The 15,142-nt window shown below is 67.0% G+C and carries 17 protein-coding genes; 14 read left to right on the top strand and 3 right to left on the bottom strand.

Features of this window, described 5'->3' with window-relative positions; genetic code table 11:
• Positions 1–11: 11 nt before the first annotated feature.
• Complete coding sequence (locus B5X82_RS03675) at positions 12–809, top strand: CDP-alcohol phosphatidyltransferase family protein (RefSeq protein WP_079646658.1); 798 nt, start codon at positions 12–14, stop codon at positions 807–809.
• Here the strand turns inward: B5X82_RS03675 and B5X82_RS03670 are convergent.
• Positions 748–975: a hypothetical protein gene (locus B5X82_RS03670; RefSeq protein ID WP_079646657.1), complete on the bottom strand. Its 228-nt coding sequence runs from the start codon at positions 973–975 to the stop codon at positions 748–750. The genes B5X82_RS03675 and B5X82_RS03670 overlap by 62 nt on opposite strands.
• A 241-nt stretch (positions 976–1,216) precedes the next feature.
• Here B5X82_RS03670 and rpsB point away from each other — a divergent pair, with 241 nt between their 5' ends.
• The 13 genes from rpsB to B5X82_RS03605 all read left to right on the top strand — a co-directional run bounded on the left by rpsB (position 1,217) and on the right by B5X82_RS03605 (position 13,002).
• The gene (gene rpsB, locus B5X82_RS03665) at positions 1,217–1,969 is read left to right on the top strand and encodes a 30S ribosomal protein S2 (RefSeq protein ID WP_016744062.1); all 753 of its coding nucleotides are present in this window, start codon (positions 1,217–1,219) and stop codon (positions 1,967–1,969) included.
• Positions 1,970–2,087: 118 nt separating this feature from the next.
• On the top strand, positions 2,088–3,011 hold the full coding sequence (gene tsf, locus B5X82_RS03660) for a translation elongation factor Ts (protein ID WP_079646656.1): 924 nt from the start codon (positions 2,088–2,090) through the stop codon (positions 3,009–3,011).
• Positions 3,012–3,176: 165 nt separating this feature from the next.
• Complete coding sequence (gene pyrH / locus B5X82_RS03655; RefSeq protein WP_079646655.1) at positions 3,177–3,890, top strand: UMP kinase; 714 nt, start codon at positions 3,177–3,179, stop codon at positions 3,888–3,890.
• A 12-nt stretch (positions 3,891–3,902) separates the two neighbouring features.
• On the top strand, positions 3,903–4,460 hold the full coding sequence (frr, locus tag B5X82_RS03650; RefSeq protein WP_079646654.1) for a ribosome recycling factor: 558 nt from the start codon (positions 3,903–3,905) through the stop codon (positions 4,458–4,460).
• Positions 4,457–5,203: an isoprenyl transferase gene (locus B5X82_RS03645; protein ID WP_079646653.1), complete on the top strand. Its 747-nt coding sequence runs from the start codon at positions 4,457–4,459 to the stop codon at positions 5,201–5,203. The genes frr and B5X82_RS03645 overlap by 4 nt, the downstream gene beginning before the upstream one ends.
• 4 nt (positions 5,204–5,207) lie before the next feature.
• Positions 5,208–6,014 carry a phosphatidate cytidylyltransferase gene (locus tag B5X82_RS03640; protein WP_079646712.1) on the top strand — a complete coding sequence of 269 codons (807 nt, stop codon included), beginning with the start codon at positions 5,208–5,210 and terminating at the stop codon, positions 6,012–6,014.
• Between the two features lie 2 nt (positions 6,015–6,016).
• A complete protein-coding gene (locus B5X82_RS03635) occupies positions 6,017–7,174 on the top strand; it encodes a 1-deoxy-D-xylulose-5-phosphate reductoisomerase (RefSeq protein ID WP_079646652.1) in 1,158 nt (385 codons plus the stop codon).
• The gene (rseP, locus tag B5X82_RS03630; RefSeq protein WP_079646651.1) at positions 7,171–8,304 is read left to right on the top strand and encodes an RIP metalloprotease RseP; all 1,134 of its coding nucleotides are present in this window, start codon (positions 7,171–7,173) and stop codon (positions 8,302–8,304) included. Before B5X82_RS03635 ends, rseP begins: the two co-directional genes overlap by 4 nt.
• 70 nt (positions 8,305–8,374) lie before the next feature.
• Positions 8,375–11,119, top strand: coding sequence for an outer membrane protein assembly factor BamA (gene bamA / locus B5X82_RS03625; RefSeq protein WP_079646650.1), 2,745 nt, complete (start codon positions 8,375–8,377; stop codon positions 11,117–11,119).
• Complete coding sequence (locus B5X82_RS03620; protein WP_079646649.1) at positions 11,119–11,757, top strand: OmpH family outer membrane protein; 639 nt, start codon at positions 11,119–11,121, stop codon at positions 11,755–11,757. The genes bamA and B5X82_RS03620 overlap by 1 nt, the downstream gene beginning before the upstream one ends.
• A gap of 10 nt (positions 11,758–11,767) precedes the next feature.
• On the top strand, positions 11,768–12,241 hold the full coding sequence (gene fabZ / locus B5X82_RS03615) for a 3-hydroxyacyl-ACP dehydratase FabZ (RefSeq protein ID WP_079646648.1): 474 nt from the start codon (positions 11,768–11,770) through the stop codon (positions 12,239–12,241).
• A 100-nt stretch (positions 12,242–12,341) separates the two neighbouring features.
• Complete coding sequence (rpmE, locus tag B5X82_RS03610; RefSeq protein ID WP_079646647.1) at positions 12,342–12,572, top strand: 50S ribosomal protein L31; 231 nt, start codon at positions 12,342–12,344, stop codon at positions 12,570–12,572.
• 70 nt (positions 12,573–12,642) lie between these two features.
• Positions 12,643–13,002: a VanZ family protein gene (locus B5X82_RS03605; protein ID WP_079646646.1), complete on the top strand. Its 360-nt coding sequence runs from the start codon at positions 12,643–12,645 to the stop codon at positions 13,000–13,002.
• Between the two features lie 134 nt (positions 13,003–13,136).
• On the opposite strand, the gene B5X82_RS03600 is transcribed toward B5X82_RS03605, so the two are convergent.
• Together B5X82_RS03600 and B5X82_RS03595 are read right to left on the bottom strand one after the other, a co-directional pair.
• Positions 13,137–14,057: an MBL fold metallo-hydrolase gene (locus B5X82_RS03600; RefSeq protein WP_079646645.1), complete on the bottom strand. Its 921-nt coding sequence runs from the start codon at positions 14,055–14,057 to the stop codon at positions 13,137–13,139.
• A gap of 20 nt (positions 14,058–14,077) precedes the next feature.
• The gene (locus tag B5X82_RS03595) at positions 14,078–15,013 is read right to left on the bottom strand and encodes a LysR family transcriptional regulator (protein WP_079646644.1); all 936 of its coding nucleotides are present in this window, start codon (positions 15,011–15,013) and stop codon (positions 14,078–14,080) included.
• Positions 15,014–15,142 lie beyond the last annotated feature (129 nt).

The raw sequence follows: 15,142 nt of genomic DNA, 5'->3' as shown, positions 1-15,142 counted from the left end.
TCGATCGCCTGATGCGCGGACGCCGTCAGAATATCCGGCGCGGTATCCCCGCGCGCGCCGTCGCCCCCAATGCGGTGACCGCGCTGGCGCTCTGCTCGGGCTTGACCGGAGTGCGCTTCGCGATCGCGGGGGACTGGGAGAAGGCCCTGATCGCCATCGCCATTGCCGGTGTGCTCGACGGGCTCGACGGACGGATCGCGCGACTGCTCAAGGGCGAGAGCCGGTTCGGCGCCGAGCTCGATTCGCTGTCGGACGTGATCGCCTTCGGCGTCTCGCCCGCGATCATCATGTTCCTCTGGTCGTTGAACGAGATCCCGCGCTTCGGATGGATCTTCGCGCTCGGCTATGCGGTCTGCGCGGCGCTGCGGCTCGCTCGTTTCAACGCCTCGATCGACACCGCGGAGCATCCCCGCAAGGCAGCGGGGTTCCTGACCGGTGTCCCGGCCCCGCTCGGCGCCGGATTGATGTTGGTGCCGGTGGCGATGTGGCTGTGGAGCGGCCTGTGGTGGTTCCGCGATCCCTATTTCATCTGCGGATGGGCCGCGCTGGTCGGTTGCCTGATGATCTCCGACATCGCGACCTACAGCTGGTCGTCCCTCCATATCTCGCGCGCCTGGCGGCTGCCCGCGCTGCTGTTGGTGGCGATGCTAGGCGCCGCGCTGTTCAATGCGCCCTGGCACACGCTCAGCGTCTTCATGCTCGGCTATCTGGCGACCGTGCCGTTCAGCGCGGCCTCCTATCGCCGTGTCAGGCGGCGGCGCGCCACGCCTGCGCCGACACAGCCGGCCGGACCTGCACCTGTCGAATGACCCGGACACGCCGCTCCGCGATCGGGCGGAGCGGTGGGGTGGGCGAGGGGGCGATGCCCAGCGCGCGCAGGATATAAGGCATCTCGGAACGGATCGTGGCCGTGATCGCCGCGATCGAGATGAGGAACACACCCGAGAACAGGGCGAAGGAGAGAAGCTGAAGCATCGTCTTGTCCTTTGTCGTCCGTTTCCGGCGCGTTCGCTTCCTGGGGCTTCGATGTCCGGGAAAAGCGCCTGAAATCTCGTTCTGTTCCCAATGTTCATGATTTGTTCTTATATGTCAAGCCTTGATTTTGCACGGCAGGTCGCATAGAGGCCCGCCCATTCCACATGTGGGGTACATAGTCCGGTGCCGGGTTTCCCGGTTCCCGCCCCGCAGAGGTTCAACCGGGTAAGGAGAAAATCCTATGGCGGCTCCCACCGTCTCCATGCAGGCGTTGCTCGACGCCGGCGCGCATTTCGGTCACCAGACCCACCGCTGGAATCCGAAGATGAAGCCGTATCTGTTCGGCGATCGCAACGGCATTCACATCATCGACCTGTCGCAGACCGTGCCGCTGATGGCGCGCGCGCTCGATTTCATCAGCCAGACCGTCCAGCATGGCGGCAAGGTCCTGTTCGTCGGCACCAAGCGCCAGGCGCAGGAGCCGATCGCGGAGGCCGCGCGCCGCTCGGGCCAGCATTATGTCAACCATCGCTGGCTGGGCGGCATGCTCACCAACTGGAAGACCATCTCCAACTCGATCAAGCGCTTCAAGGCGCTCGAGGAGCAGCTGTCGGGCGACACCCACGGCCTGACCAAGAAGGAAGTCCTCCAGCTCACCCGCGAGCGCGACAAGTTTGAGCTGTCGCTCGGCGGCATCCGCGACATGGGCGGCATCCCGGACGTGATGTTCGTGATCGACGCCAACAAGGAAGAGCTGGCGATCAAGGAAGCCAACACGCTCGGCATCCCGGTGGTGGCGATCCTCGATTCGAACGTCAGCCCGGACGGCATCGCCTTCCCGGTTCCCGCCAATGACGACGCCGCCCGCGCGATCCGCCTTTATTGCGAGGCCGTCGCCGAGGCTGCGACCCGTGGCGCCCAGGGCGGCCGCCAGGCGCGCGGCGAGGACCTCGGCGCTGCCGTCGAGGCTCCGAGCGAAGACGCTCTCGCGTAATAAATCCATCGTCATCCCGGCCTAATGGGCCGGGATCTCGCGGGTCGTGCCCGGCACGACGCTTCTGTGAGACCCCGGCCCGGGCCGGGGTGACGCATTTGTACGAAAGGAAAAGCATATGGCGGAGATCACCGCTGCTGCCGTCAAGGAGCTTCGCGAGAAGTCCGGCGCCGGCATGATGGACTGCAAGAAGGCGCTGACCGAGACCAACGGCGACATGGAAGCCGCGGTCGACTGGCTGCGCACCAAGGGCCTCGCCACCGCCGCCAAGAAGTCGAGCCGCACCGCGGCCGAGGGCCTGGTCGGCGTCGCCGTCGAGGGCACCAAGGGTGCAGCCGTCGAGGTCAACTCGGAGACCGACTTCGTCGCCAAGAACGACCAGTTCCAGGATTTCGTCCGGACCGTGACCCAGATCGCGCTGACCGCGGGCGATGACGTCGCGGCCCTGGCCGGCGCCGCCTATCCGGGCGGCGGCACCGTGTCGGAGAAGCTGACGTCGAACATCGCGACGATCGGCGAGAACCAGACGCTGCGCCGCGCCAAGGTCGTCGAAGTGTCGAAGGGCACGGTCGTTCCCTACGTCCATAACGCCGCCGTGCCGGGCCTCGGCAAGATCGGCGTGCTGGTCGCGCTCGAGGGCGACGCCCCGGTCGCCGAGATGGAGACCGTCGGCAAGCAGATCGCGATGCACATCGCCGCTGCCTTCCCGCAGGCGCTGACCGAGGATGGCCTCGACCCGGCCGTGATCGAGCGCGAGCGTGCGATCGCCGCCGAGAAGGCTGCCGAATCGGGCAAGCCGGCCGAGATCATCGAGAAGATGGTGCAGGGCGCCGTCGCGAAGTTCCGCAAGGAGAACGCGCTGCTCAGCCAGATCTTCGTGATCGACAACAAGACCCCGATCGCGCAGGTCGTCGCCAACGCCGCAAAGGCGGCCGGCGGCTCGATCACGCTGAAGGACTATGTCCGCTTCCAGCTCGGTGAAGGCATCGAGAAGGAAGCCAGCGATTTCGCTGCCGAGGTTGCTGCAGCCGTCAAGGGCTGATCGATCGAAACAGGGCCCGCTCTTCCGGTTTTTCGGCCGGAAGAGCGGGCCTTTTTCGTGGTCGCCGCCCGATTTCCGGATCACCGGCCGCTCAGGCGCTTGGCAGGTTCGAAACCTGCCCCTAATGTGCCGGCCACGCCGCAGAATTAAAGTGAAGAAGAACCCATGGATCGCCCGCGCTTCAAACGAATCCTTCTGAAGCTATCGGGTGAGGTGCTGATGGGGCAGGGGCAGTTCGGGATCGATCCCGAGACGGTCGCCCGCGTCGCCCGCGAGATCGCCGACGTCGCCACCAATTACGAGCTGTGCCTCGTCGTCGGCGGCGGTAACATCTTCCGTGGCCTGGCCGCCGCCGCCAAGGGCTTCGATCGCACCAGCGCCGACTATATGGGCATGCTGGCCACGGTGATGAACGCGCTCGCGGTACAGAATGCGCTTGAGCAGATCGGTGTCGACACCCGCGTCCAGTCGGCGATCCCGATGAGCACGGTGTGCGAGCCCTTCATCCGTCGTCGCGCCGAGCGGCACCTGGAAAAAGGCCGGATCGTGATCTTCGCGGCAGGCACCGGCAATCCCTATTTCACCACCGACAGCGCCGCTGCGCTGCGCGCCGCCGAAATGGGCTGCGACGCACTGTTCAAGGGAACCTCGGTCGACGGCGTCTACAACGCCGACCCGAAGAAGGATCCGACCGCCACCCGTTACGAGACCGTCACCTTCAACCGCGTCCTCGCCGACGACCTGAAGGTGATGGACGCGAGCGCCGTCGCGCTGTGCCGCGACAACGACATTCCGATCGTGGTATTCAATATCCGTGAGCAGGGAAATCTCGCCCGGGTGCTCGCGGGTTCGGGAACGGCCACGACCGTTCAGAACTGAGGGGAGACCATCATGCCCGCCTATGACAAGGCCGATCTCGAACGCCGCATGCACGGAGCCGTCGAAGCGCTCAAGAGCGACCTGACCGGCCTGCGCACCGGCCGCGCGTCGGTCAACCTGCTCGATCCGGTGACGGTCGAGATCTATGGCGCGCACATGCCGCTCAACCAGGCCGCGACGGTCACCGCGCCCGAGCCGCGCATGCTGTCCGTGCAGGTGTGGGACCGCTCGAACGTCGGCCCGGTCGACAAGGCGATCCGCTCGGCCGGTCTCGGCCTCAACCCGATCGTCGACGGCCAGACGCTGCGTATCCCGATCCCCGACCTGACCGAGGAGCGCCGCAAGGAACTCGCCAAGCTCGCCAGCCAATATGCCGAGAAGGCGCGCGTTGCCGTCCGCAACGTCCGCCGCGATGGCATGGACAGCCTGAAGACCGACGAAAAGAAGGGCGAGATCGGCGAGGACGATCGCAAGCGCCGCGAGACCGAGGTCCAGAAGCTGACCGACGCGACCATTTCGGAGATCGATGCGGCCGCCGCGGCGAAGGAAAAGGAAATCCTCGGCAAGTGAGCGGCCTTTCGGCCAGCCCCGCCTCCAGCACCCTCGCGGGCGCGGGGGCGGCGCCGCGCCATGTCGCGATCATCATGGACGGCAACGGCCGTTGGGCCAAGCGCCGCTTCCTGCCGCGCGTCGCCGGGCACCGCGCCGGGGCGGAGGCGGTGCGCACCACCGTCAAGGCCGCGGCCGACATGGGCCTCCAGGCGCTGACCCTCTATGCTTTCTCATCGGAGAACTGGCGCCGGTCGACGGAGGAGGTGTCCGACCTGATGGGTCTGCTGCGCCACTATCTGCGCAAGGAGGTCGCCGAGCTCGACCGCAACGGCATCCGGCTGCGGACGATCGGCGACATCAACGGGCTCGAGGGCGACCTGGTCGACCTGGTACGGGAGGGGGTCGAGCGCACCCGGCATAATCGCCGGCTCGATTTCGTGCTGGCGCTCAATTACGGCGCGCAGGACGAGATGGTGCGCGCGGTGCGCGAGATCGCCGCCGATGTGCGCGACGGCCGGCTCGCGCCCGAGGACATCTGCAGCGCCGTGATCGACGGCCGGCTCGATACACAGGACCTGCCGCCGCTCGACCTGCTGATCCGCACCTCCGGGGAACGGCGGCTTTCCAATTTTCTGCTCTGGCAGGCGGCCTATGCCGAACTGTTGTTCGTCGACACGCTGTGGCCCGATTTCGATGGCGCGGCGCTGGCCGCCGCGATCGCCGACTTCGGTGCGCGGGAACGCCGCTTCGGCGGCCGATAAGGTCATGGCACAGGCTCCGGCCTCCGAGCTCCAGCTCCGCATCCTTTCGGGCGTCGCGATGATCGCGGTGGCGCTGGGCGCGTTGTGGCTGGGCGGGCCCGCTTTCTGGGCGCTGGCATCGCTGCTGGCGGTGCTGATGATGCTCGAATGGTCGGCGATGGCCAAGGCCACCAGGTGGCAGGCCGCGCTCGGTGCCGCGATCGTCGCCGCGCTGATGGTGACGGCGCTTTCCTTCATCGATCCGGCGATGCTCGCGCGCTATTCCGGCCGGCTGATCGCACAGACGATCGACCTGACCGGGCTTGCCGCGATCCTGCTGGCCGTGATCAGCTTCCGCGCACGGCTAGGCGCGGGCGTGCTCTACACCGCGCTGCCGGCGATCGCGCTCGTCTTCCTGCGGGAGCAGGCGGGGCAGGGGCTTGTCCTCGCCCTATGGACGCTCGTCATCGTCTGGGCGACCGACATCGGCGCCTTCTTCGCCGGCCGGGCGATCGGCGGACCCAAGCTCGCGCCGGCGCTCAGCCCCAACAAGACCTGGGCGGGGCTGATCGGCGGGATGATCGCCGCCGCGATCGTTGGCGCGCTCGTCGCGCGGGCCGGCGGCCTGCCGGCCTTCTGCCTGTTCGCCGCCGCGCCGCTCGCGGTCGCCGCGCAGGCGGGCGACCTGTTCGAAAGCTGGCTCAAGCGCCGCTCGGGCGTCAAGGACAGCGGCAAGCTGCTGCCCGGCCATGGCGGGGTGCTCGACCGGCTCGACGGCGTCGTGCCGGTGGCGGTGCTGGTCGCCGCCGCCGTCGCGGGGGGCTGGCTGTGACCGTGCGGAGCATCGCCATCCTCGGCGCGACCGGCTCGATCGGCACCTCGACGCTCGATCTCGTCGAGCGGGAGCCCGATCGCTTCCGGGTGACCGCGCTCACCGCGCAGCGCGACGTCGATGGCCTCGCGGCGGCGGCGCGGCGGACCGGCGCTGAATTGGCCGTGATCGGTGATCCGGCACGCTACCAGGATCTCAGGGCGGCGCTGGCCGGTACCGGCACGCACGTCGCGGCGGGGCCGGAGGCGATCGTCGAGGCCGCGGCGGCCGGCGCCGATTGGACGATGGCCGCGATCGTCGGGATCGCGGGGCTGCGGCCTACCCTGGCGGCGCTGGCCGCCGGCGGGACGGTCGCGCTCGCTAACAAGGAATCGCTGGTCTCCGCGGGCGCGCTGATGACCGATGCGGCGCGGGCGCACGGCGCGACGCTGCTGCCGGTCGATTCGGAGCATAATGCCGTCTTCCAATGCTTCGACCATGCGGCGCCGGGCAGCATCCGCAAGGTGACGCTGACCGCAAGCGGCGGGCCGTTTCGCGACTGGACCATCGAGGCGATGCGCGCGGCGACACCGGCCCAGGCCGTCAAGCATCCCAACTGGTCGATGGGCGCCAAGATCTCGGTCGACTCCGCGACCCTGATGAACAAGGGCCTCGAACTGATCGAGGCTTTCCACCTCTTCCCGCTGCCGCCCGACGCATTCGATGCGATCATTCATCCGCAGTCGGTGGTCCACGCGCTGGTCGACTATGTCGACGGGTCGGTGCTGGCGCAGCTCGGCACGCCCGACATGCGCACGCCGATCGCCCACAGCCTGGCCTGGCCGCAGCGCATGGCGACGCCCTGTCGCCGGCTCGACCTGGCGACGGTCGGCCGGCTCGATTTCCTCGCGCCCGACCTCGAACGCTTCCCGGCGCTGGCGATCGCGCTCGACGTGCTCGCGGCCGGCGGGGCGCGCCCGGCGATCCTCAACGCGGCCAACGAGGTGGCGGTCGCCGCCTTCCTCGACGGACGGATCGGCTTTCTCGACATCGCGTTAATCGTCCGCAAAGCCTTGGAGCGCTACGATCCGCCGGCTCCGGCCTCGCTCGACGACGTCTTTGCGATCGACGCCGGCGCCCGCAGGGCCGCACAGGCGACGATGGAGGTTATGACGGCGTGACAGACAGCCCCGGTATCCTCTTCACGATATTGGCTTTCCTGCTCGTCATCGGGCCGCTGATCTTCGTCCATGAGCTCGGCCATTACCTGGCTGGGCGCTGGTGCGGCGTGAAGGCCGACGTCTTTTCGATCGGCTTCGGGCGGGAGATCGCCGGCTATACCGATTCGCGCGGGACCCGGTGGAAGCTCGGCTGGATACCGATGGGCGGCTATGTGAAGTTCGCCGGGGACATGAACCCGGCGAGCGTGCCGACGCCCGAATGGCTCGCTTTGCCGCCCGAGGAGCGCGCGAAGACCTTCCAGGCCAAGCCGGTGTGGCAGCGTTTCCTGATCGTCTTCGCGGGGCCGTTCACCAATTTCGTCGTCGCGATCGGCATCTTCATGGCCTTCTTCGCGGTCTATGGCGCCCCCCGCACCCCATCGGTGGTATCGGCGGTGATCGAGGGTTCTCCGGCGGCCCGGGCGGGGATGCAGCCCGGCGATCGGATCGTCGCGATCGAAGGGCGGCCGATCGAACGTTTCGACGATCTCGCCGACATGATCCGTTTCCGCCCCGACGAGCGGCTGCGGATCGACCTGGTGCGCGGTTCGGAGACAAGGTCGCTGTTCGTGGTGCCGGTCGCCAACGTGGAACGCGACCGCTTCGGCAACGAGTTCCGCAAGGGTACGATCGGCGTGATGTCGGGCCCGCAGGTCGTGGTTCCGGTGCCGCTGCACGAGCTTCCGGTCGAAGCGACCCGCCAGACCTTCGGGATCGTCCGGATGATGGTCGACACGCTCGGCCAGATCGTCACCGGCCGCCGTTCGGTCAAGGAACTGGGCGGCCCGATCAAGATCGCCCAGGTCTCCGGCCAGCAGGCGTCGCTCGGCCTGCTCAACTTCGTCATGCTGATGGCGCTCATTTCGATTAATCTCGGATTCATCAACCTGTTGCCAATCCCCATGCTCGACGGTGGCCATCTGGTCTTTTACCTGTTCGAGGGGATAGCGCGCCGGCCTGTACCGGAAAGGGCGATGGAATGGGCGTTTCGATCGGGTCTGGCGGTGCTGCTGTCGTTCATGATCTTCGTGACGCTCAACGATATTCTCTCGCTGGGGGCTCTGGAGCGGCTTGCCGGGTTGATCGGCTGAGCTTGTTGGGGCAGTGCATGCGCACGCTCCCACGTTCGGGGGTCAGGGATTCTTTCGAGGCGGGGAACGCGTGACGGCGACGACGACGAACATCCATCGGGCGCGGCTTTTGTCGGCGCTCCTCGTCGGCACGATGCTCGGCGGGCTGGCGCAGCCGGCGATGGCGCAGCAGGCCCCGGCCCAGCCCCCGGCTCCCGAGCCCGCGGCTCCGGCCGCCCAGCCCGCGCCGCTTGGGCCGGCGCAGGCGCTCGGCACCATCAAGTCGGTCAACGTCGCCGGCTCGGAACGGCTCGAGGCCGACACCGTGCGGTCCTATGTCAAGCTGGCCCCGGGCGAGAGCTACACCCGTGAGGCGCTCGACCAGGCGCTGAAGGACCTCTACGAGACGGAGCTGTTCGCCGACGTGCAGGTACGCGACGACGGGCAGGGCAACATCACCCTCCAGGTCCGCGAGAACCCGGTCGTCAACCGCATCGTGCTGGAAGGCAACAAGCGGCTCAAGGCCGACAAGATCAACCCCGAGATCAAGCTGGCGCCGCGCCAGATCTTCACCCGGTCGAAGGTCCGGGCCGACGTCAACCGCATCATCGAGCTCTATCGCCGCCAGGGCCGCTTCGCCGCGACCGTCGAGCCGAAGATGGTTCAGCTCGACCAGAACCGCGTCGACATCATCTTCGAGATCCACGAGGGCGACAAGTCGAAGGTCCGCAAGATCAACATCATCGGCAACGAGAAATTCTCGGACGGCCGCCTGCGCGGCGAGATGGCGACCAAGCAGACCGGGCTCACCAAGATATTCTCGTCGGGCACCAGCTACGACCCCGACCGCATGTCCTACGACCAGCAGAAGCTGCGCCAGTTCTACCTGACGCAAGGCTATGCCGATTTCCGCGTCGTGTCCGCCGTCGCCGAGCTGACGCCGGACAAGCGGGACTTCATCATCACCTATGTGGTCGAGGAAGGCTCGCGCTACAAATTCGGTGACGTCGACCTCGAAAGCGAGATCCGCGACATCAAGGCGTCGACCTTCAAATATCTGCTGCCGATGAAGAAAGGCGACTGGTACAACGCGAAGCAGGTCGAGGACACGGTCGACGCCATCACCGAGGCGACCGGCGTGTTCGGCTTCACCCCCGACGTCCGTCCGGACTTCACCCGCGACAAGGATGACCTGACCATGGGGGTGGTCTTCAAGATCAACCAGAGCCCCCGCGTCTATGTCGAGCGGATCGACATCAACGGCAACACCCACACCAAGGACAAGGTCGTCCGCCGCGAATTCCGCCTGTCGGAAGGCGACGCCTTCAACAGCTTCAAGGTCAAGCGCTCGCGCGATCGCATCCAGTCGCTCGGCTTCTTCCAGGACAAGTTCGAGGTCGAGCAGAAGCCTGGGTCGGCGCCCGACCGGGTCGTGCTGGAGGCGAACGTCGAGGAGAAATCGACCGGCGAGCTGCAGGTGTCGGCGGGCTATTCGAGCCTCGAGCGCTTCATCGTCGACCTGTCGATCCGCGAACGCAACTTCATGGGCAAGGGGCAGGAGCTCCGCGCCGGGGTCAGCTACTCGACCTATTCGAAGTCGATTGAGCTGGGCTTCACCGAGCCCTATGTGTTCGACAAGAACATCGCGGTCGGCGTCGACCTTTTCCGGCGCGACTACAACTCGTTCAACTTCGCCGGCAACGACCGCAACACCACCTATGAGCAGACCACGACCGGCTTCCAGCTCCGCGCCGGTGTGCCGCTGACCGAGTTCATCACGCTCGCGACACGCTACGGCCTCAGCTATGATCAGGTGTCGCTGAACAAGTTCACCTATTACACCGATACGAACGGCGACGGCATCCGCGACGCCTGCGACCCGGTCGTGGCGGGGCGCTATCTCTGCGATGCGATCGGCAACCGGGTGACCTCGTCGGTCGGCTACTCGCTGGTGTTCGACAACCTCAACAACCGCATCCGCCCGTCGCGCGGCCAGCGCGCCGTGTTCAGCCAGGATTTCGCCGGCCTCGGCGGCAAGGTCCGCTATATCAAGACCTCGGTGCAGGCGACCAAATATTGGGGCATCGGCGGCGGCTTCATCTTCTCGGCGGGCGGCGAGGGCGGCTACATCAAGGGCCTTGGCCAGGACGTCCGCCTGATCGACCGCTTCTATCTCGGCGAGCCCGACATGCGCGGCTTCGGCATCCGCGGCGTCGGCCCGCGGGTGATCCGCCGCTACATCGACCCGAACACCGGCCAGTTCGCCGCGGTCAACGACAAGAACTACACCAACGACGACGCCCTCGGCGGCAAGGCCTATTATCGCGGTCGCCTCGAGCTCGAGCTGCCGCTCGGCAACGGCGCCCGCGAGCTCGGCCTGCGCCCGTCGATCTTCATGGACGTCGGCGCGGTGTTCGGTGTCTCGAAGCCGGCGCTGATCGCGCCGGAAAATCCCGGCTATCCATTCGCGCTGGACGAGGACGGCAAATATCTGCCCGTGCTGCGGCCGGTGCTCGACAGCAAGGGGCGCCAACTCTACATCTCGGCCGTGGGCAACGACAATGCGGGCGCCTACACGCTCTGCGAGATCGGATATTCGTCCTCGGCGAAGAACCCGTGCGTTGGTGGCGTCAGGAACGACAAGGCTCAGAGCACGATCAGCCCGTTCCGCGAGGATTTCTACGGCGACTCCGCCAAGCCGCGCCTCTCGGTCGGCTTCGGCGTCAACTGGAACTCGCCCTTCGGTCCGTTCCGCATCGACATCGCCAAGGCTCTCCTCAAGGAGCCGGGCGACAACACCAAGCTCTTCACTTTCAACGTAGGGACACAGTTCTGATGAAATCCTTCCTGAAGACGGCGGCCAGCCTGGCCGCCCTCGCGCTCCTTCCCGTCGCCGCCAATGCCCAGGCCGCGACGACGCCAGCGCCCGCCGCGACCGCCAACACCGGCGTCGCCGTCGTCGACCTCGAAGGCGCGGTCGCCAACTCGGCGGCCTACCGTTCGGCGATGACGCAGATCGAGACTACCTACAAGGCGCAGTTCACCGCGCTGCAAACCCGCCAGACCGCCCTGCAGGGCGAACTTGGCCCGCTCCGCACCGAGATCGAGAACCTGCAGAAGAACCCGGCGACGCCGAAGGCGACGCTCGACGCGAAGATCGCTGCCTTCCAGCAGAAGGGCCAGGCCGCCCAGGCCGAGCTGCAGCGCCTTGCCGCCCCGATCGCCCGTCCGCAGGCCTATGTGAAGGAGCAGATCGGCGCCAAGGTCGAGCAGGCCCTCAAGGCCGCGATGACCGCGAAGCGGGTCGGTGTCGTGATCGGCCCGGAGGCGGTCGTCGCCGTCCAGGGCGGTTCGGACCTGACCCCCGACGTCGTGACCCAGCTCAACGCGCTGGTGCCGAGCGTGTCGATCACGCCGCCGGCCAACTGGCAGCCGGGCCAGGCCGAGCAGGCCGCCGCTCCGGCGGGACGCTGATCTTCCCTCGATGAGCGAAGACGCACCGAAGATCCTTGGCCCGCTGGACGTCCGGCGGGTCATGGCCGCGCTGCCGCATCGTTACCCCCTGCTCCTCGTCGATCGCGTCGAGGAGCTGGTGGTCGACGAACGGATCACGGCGGTGAAGGCCGTCACGATCAACGAGAACTTCTTCCAGGGCCATTTCCCCGGCCGCCCGATCATGCCGGGCGTGCTGATCGTCGAGGCGATGGCGCAGGCGGCGGGCGTGCTGGCGGTCGAATCGCTCGGTCTCGCCGGCTCGGGCAAGCTCGTCTATTTCATGACGATCGACGAGGTGAAGTTCCGTACCCCGGTCGAGCCGGGCGTGCTCCTGCGCCTGGAAGTCGCCTTCGCGCAGAAGCGCGGCAGTGTCTGCAAGTTCGAGGGCAAGGCCTATATCGGCGACAAGCTCGCCGCCCAGGCCAATTTCACCGCGATGATCGCGGACCCGCCCACCGACTGAGCAAGCTGCTTCGCTTGCCTTATCGGGCCCGAGGCTGTAGAGGCGCCGCTTCGCTTCCCGGCTGGTCGGAAACCAGCCATTTTTCTGGAGCCAGACGACGATGAAGAAAGATATCCATCCCGACTACCACAGCATCACGGTGCAGCTGGTCGACGGAACCACCTACCAGACCCGCTCGACCTACGGCTCGGCCGGCGACACGCTCCAGCTCGACATCGACCCGTCGGTGCATCCGGCCTGGACGGGCGGCAAGTCGCAGCTCCTCGACGCCGGTGGCCAGGTGGCCCGCTTCAACAAGCGCTTCGGCGGGCTCACGCTCGGCAAGAAGTAAGCTTGGTTCCGAACCTTCGGACGTGGATATGGCCGGGTATGACCCGGCCATTTTCATTTCGGGGCAGGGAATGCCGCTGATCGCCCTCTACCGGCGCTTCAAGTCGCCCGTCTTCTGGATGACGCTGCTGGTCGTCTATGGCCTGGCGATCATGCCGGCCGACCAGGCCCCGAGCCTAGGCGCAGGCGACAAGGTCAACCATATCGCAGCCTTTTTCGTCCTGACCCTGCTGGGCCGGACCGCCTACCGCTCCGTCGCCGCCTGGCGGCTCGCAACGGGCCTGTCGCTGTTCGGCATCCTGATAGAGCTGACCCAGGCGATCCCGGCCCTGCGGCGCGACGCCAGCGCCTGGGACTGGGTGGCGGACAGCGCGGCCATCCTCGTCGCGCTCGGCGCGGCGCTGATCGTCGAGCGGCTGCGCCGCCGATAGGGTTCCGATCCTAGATCATGCCGGCGGACGTAGAGCATCGAACTCTCTATCCGACCCGCTCATCCTTCGAGACGGACCTTCGCCAAGGCTCAGTCCGTCCTCAGGATGAGCGGAGGCAGGTTGCCCCAAATGCACTAAAAGGCATCGAGCGGGATCCGCAGGTAGCGGATGCCGTTGTCCTCGGGGGCCGGCGGGTGGCCGGCGCGCATGTTGACCTGGATCGAGGGCAGCAGCAGCCGGGGCACCGCCAGGCCGGCATCGCGGCCTTCGCGCATCGCGACGAACGCATCCTCGCTGATCCCGTCGCGGGCATGGACATTGCCGCGTCGTTCGGCCTCGACCGTCGTCTCCCACTGATAGCTGTCGCGCCCTTCCGGCAGATAGTCGTGACACATGAACAGCCGGGTGTGGCCCGGCAGCTTCAGGATGCGCCGCAGCGATCGGAAAAGCTGGCGGGCGTCGCCGCCGGGGAAATCGGCGCGGGCGGTGCCATAGTCGGGCATGAACATCGTGTCGCCGACAAAGGCGACGTCGCCGACCACATAGGCGACGCACGCCGGGGTATGGCCGGGGACGTGAAGGACGGTCGCCTCCAGCTCCCCGATGCGGAAGCGGTCCCCATCGGCGAACAGCCGGTCGAAATCCGATCCGTCGGCGGCGAATTCGCGGCCCGGCCGGAACAGGCGGCCGAAGCTGGTCTGGACGGCGGAGATCTGCTCGCCGATCGCGATCTGCCCGCCGATCCGCTCCTGCAGATAGGGCGCGCCCGACAGATGATCGGCATGGACATGGGTTTCGAGCAGCCAGACGACGCGCAGCCCCTCCGCCTCGACATAGGCGGCGATCATATCGGCCGGGCGGCTGTCGGTGCGTCCCGACGCCGGGTCGTAGCCGATCACCGGATCGACCACCGCGGCCTCGCGGCTGACCGGATCGTGGACCACATGCGATATGGTCGACGTCGCCGGATCGAAGAAGCTCCTGATCGCGGGGCGGTGCGGGGCAGGGGCCTCGACCTGCGCGATGGCGCGGGCGAGGACCGGATCGTGCGGCATGGTCGTTTGTCCTTGGTCGGTCAGGGCCAGAAATCCGATCCGCCACGCCGATCGGCATAGGCCTTGGCGACCGCCTGCGCGGTTTCGACGAGGCTGACGATGATCGGGATGGTCGGCGGCGACTTGTAGCAGGCGTTCATCGCCCAGGCCGGGAAGCTTTCCTTGACCTTGAGCGGGGCAACTTCGCCCGACGCGATCCAGGGCCGCGCGAGGAGCACGGGCACCGGCAGCACGCCGAAGCCCTGCGCCACCATCTGGATGCCGGTGGCTGGCGAATAGCCGCAGGAGATGCGCAGCGGCGACGGCCGGTCGGGCGAGTAGTTGGGGTTGTGCCGCTTGAGATATTCGACCTGCCAGGTGTAGCCGGGCGTCCCGGGCGGCGGCATGATGATCGGCAGCTCGCAGAGCTGTTCGATGTTGATCGGCTTGGTGACGTCGAAGCGGCGCGGATTGGCGAGCCATTCGATGCGATAGTTGCACAACGGCGCGTTGACGATCCGGTTCGCGTCGATGCTGTTGGCGATCAGCGCGATGTCGATCTCGTCGGCCATCAGCATCCGACTGAGATTGTTGGCGCTGTCGGTGACGATGTCGAACTGATAGTCGACATATTTGCTGCCGAGCACGGCGACGAGGTCGCTCATCCAGCTGAGCGTGATCACGTCCGACGCGCCGATCCGCACCGGGCGGCCCAGCACATTGTCCTCGGTCGCGATCGACTTGAGCTCGTTCGACAGCTCGACGATCCGTTCGCAGCGGTCGAGCACGCGGCGGCCGGCGGCAGTCAGCTCGAACCCCTTGGAATTGCGCTCGTAGAGCGTGACCCCGAGCAGTTCCTCGAGCGCGACGATCCGGCCCGAGACGGCGGGCTGGCTCGCGTGCAGCTTTTCGGCGGTGCGACTGAAGCTCTTGAGCCGCGCCAGCCAGATGAAGGTCTCGAGAAATCGTGTGTTCATCCGCTCGTCCGTCCCGCTCCGTCGCCTGCGACGGCCATGGTAGCTGCCCCGACCATAGCCGGACAGGGGGTGGGCGGACCCAATCGTTTCTTCCGATGAAAGTCGATCGGCGGAGGTTGGCATGGCCCG

This window comes from Rhizorhabdus histidinilytica, from assembly GCF_900167915.1.
In the GTDB taxonomy this organism is placed as follows: Bacteria; Pseudomonadota; Alphaproteobacteria; order Sphingomonadales; family Sphingomonadaceae; genus Rhizorhabdus; species Rhizorhabdus histidinilytica.
The sequence above is the reverse complement of the archived record's forward strand: the minus strand, read 5'-3'. Positions and strand labels throughout refer to the sequence as shown.

Bases quoted from the DNA above. Each gene is read 5' to 3' on its own strand.
- B5X82_RS03675 (WP_079646658.1), top strand. From the start codon at position 12: ATGCGCGGACGCCGTCAGAATATCCGGCGCGGTATCCCCGCGCGCGCC.
- B5X82_RS03670 (WP_079646657.1), bottom strand. From the start codon at position 975: ATGCTTCAGCTTCTCTCCTTCGCCCTGTTCTCGGGTGTGTTCCTCATC.
- rpsB (WP_016744062.1), top strand. From the start codon at position 1,217: ATGGCGGCTCCCACCGTCTCCATGCAGGCGTTGCTCGACGCCGGCGCG.
- tsf (WP_079646656.1), top strand. From the start codon at position 2,088: ATGGCGGAGATCACCGCTGCTGCCGTCAAGGAGCTTCGCGAGAAGTCC.
- pyrH (WP_079646655.1), top strand. From the start codon at position 3,177: ATGGATCGCCCGCGCTTCAAACGAATCCTTCTGAAGCTATCGGGTGAG.
- frr (WP_079646654.1), top strand. From the start codon at position 3,903: ATGCCCGCCTATGACAAGGCCGATCTCGAACGCCGCATGCACGGAGCC.
- B5X82_RS03640 (WP_079646712.1), top strand. From the start codon at position 5,208: ATGGCACAGGCTCCGGCCTCCGAGCTCCAGCTCCGCATCCTTTCGGGC.
- B5X82_RS03620 (WP_079646649.1), top strand. From the start codon at position 11,119: ATGAAATCCTTCCTGAAGACGGCGGCCAGCCTGGCCGCCCTCGCGCTC.
- fabZ (WP_079646648.1), top strand. From the start codon at position 11,768: ATGAGCGAAGACGCACCGAAGATCCTTGGCCCGCTGGACGTCCGGCGG.
- rpmE (WP_079646647.1), top strand. From the start codon at position 12,342: ATGAAGAAAGATATCCATCCCGACTACCACAGCATCACGGTGCAGCTG.
- B5X82_RS03605 (WP_079646646.1), top strand. From the start codon at position 12,643: ATGCCGCTGATCGCCCTCTACCGGCGCTTCAAGTCGCCCGTCTTCTGG.
- B5X82_RS03600 (WP_079646645.1), bottom strand. From the start codon at position 14,057: ATGCCGCACGATCCGGTCCTCGCCCGCGCCATCGCGCAGGTCGAGGCC.
- B5X82_RS03595 (WP_079646644.1), bottom strand. From the start codon at position 15,013: ATGAACACACGATTTCTCGAGACCTTCATCTGGCTGGCGCGGCTCAAG.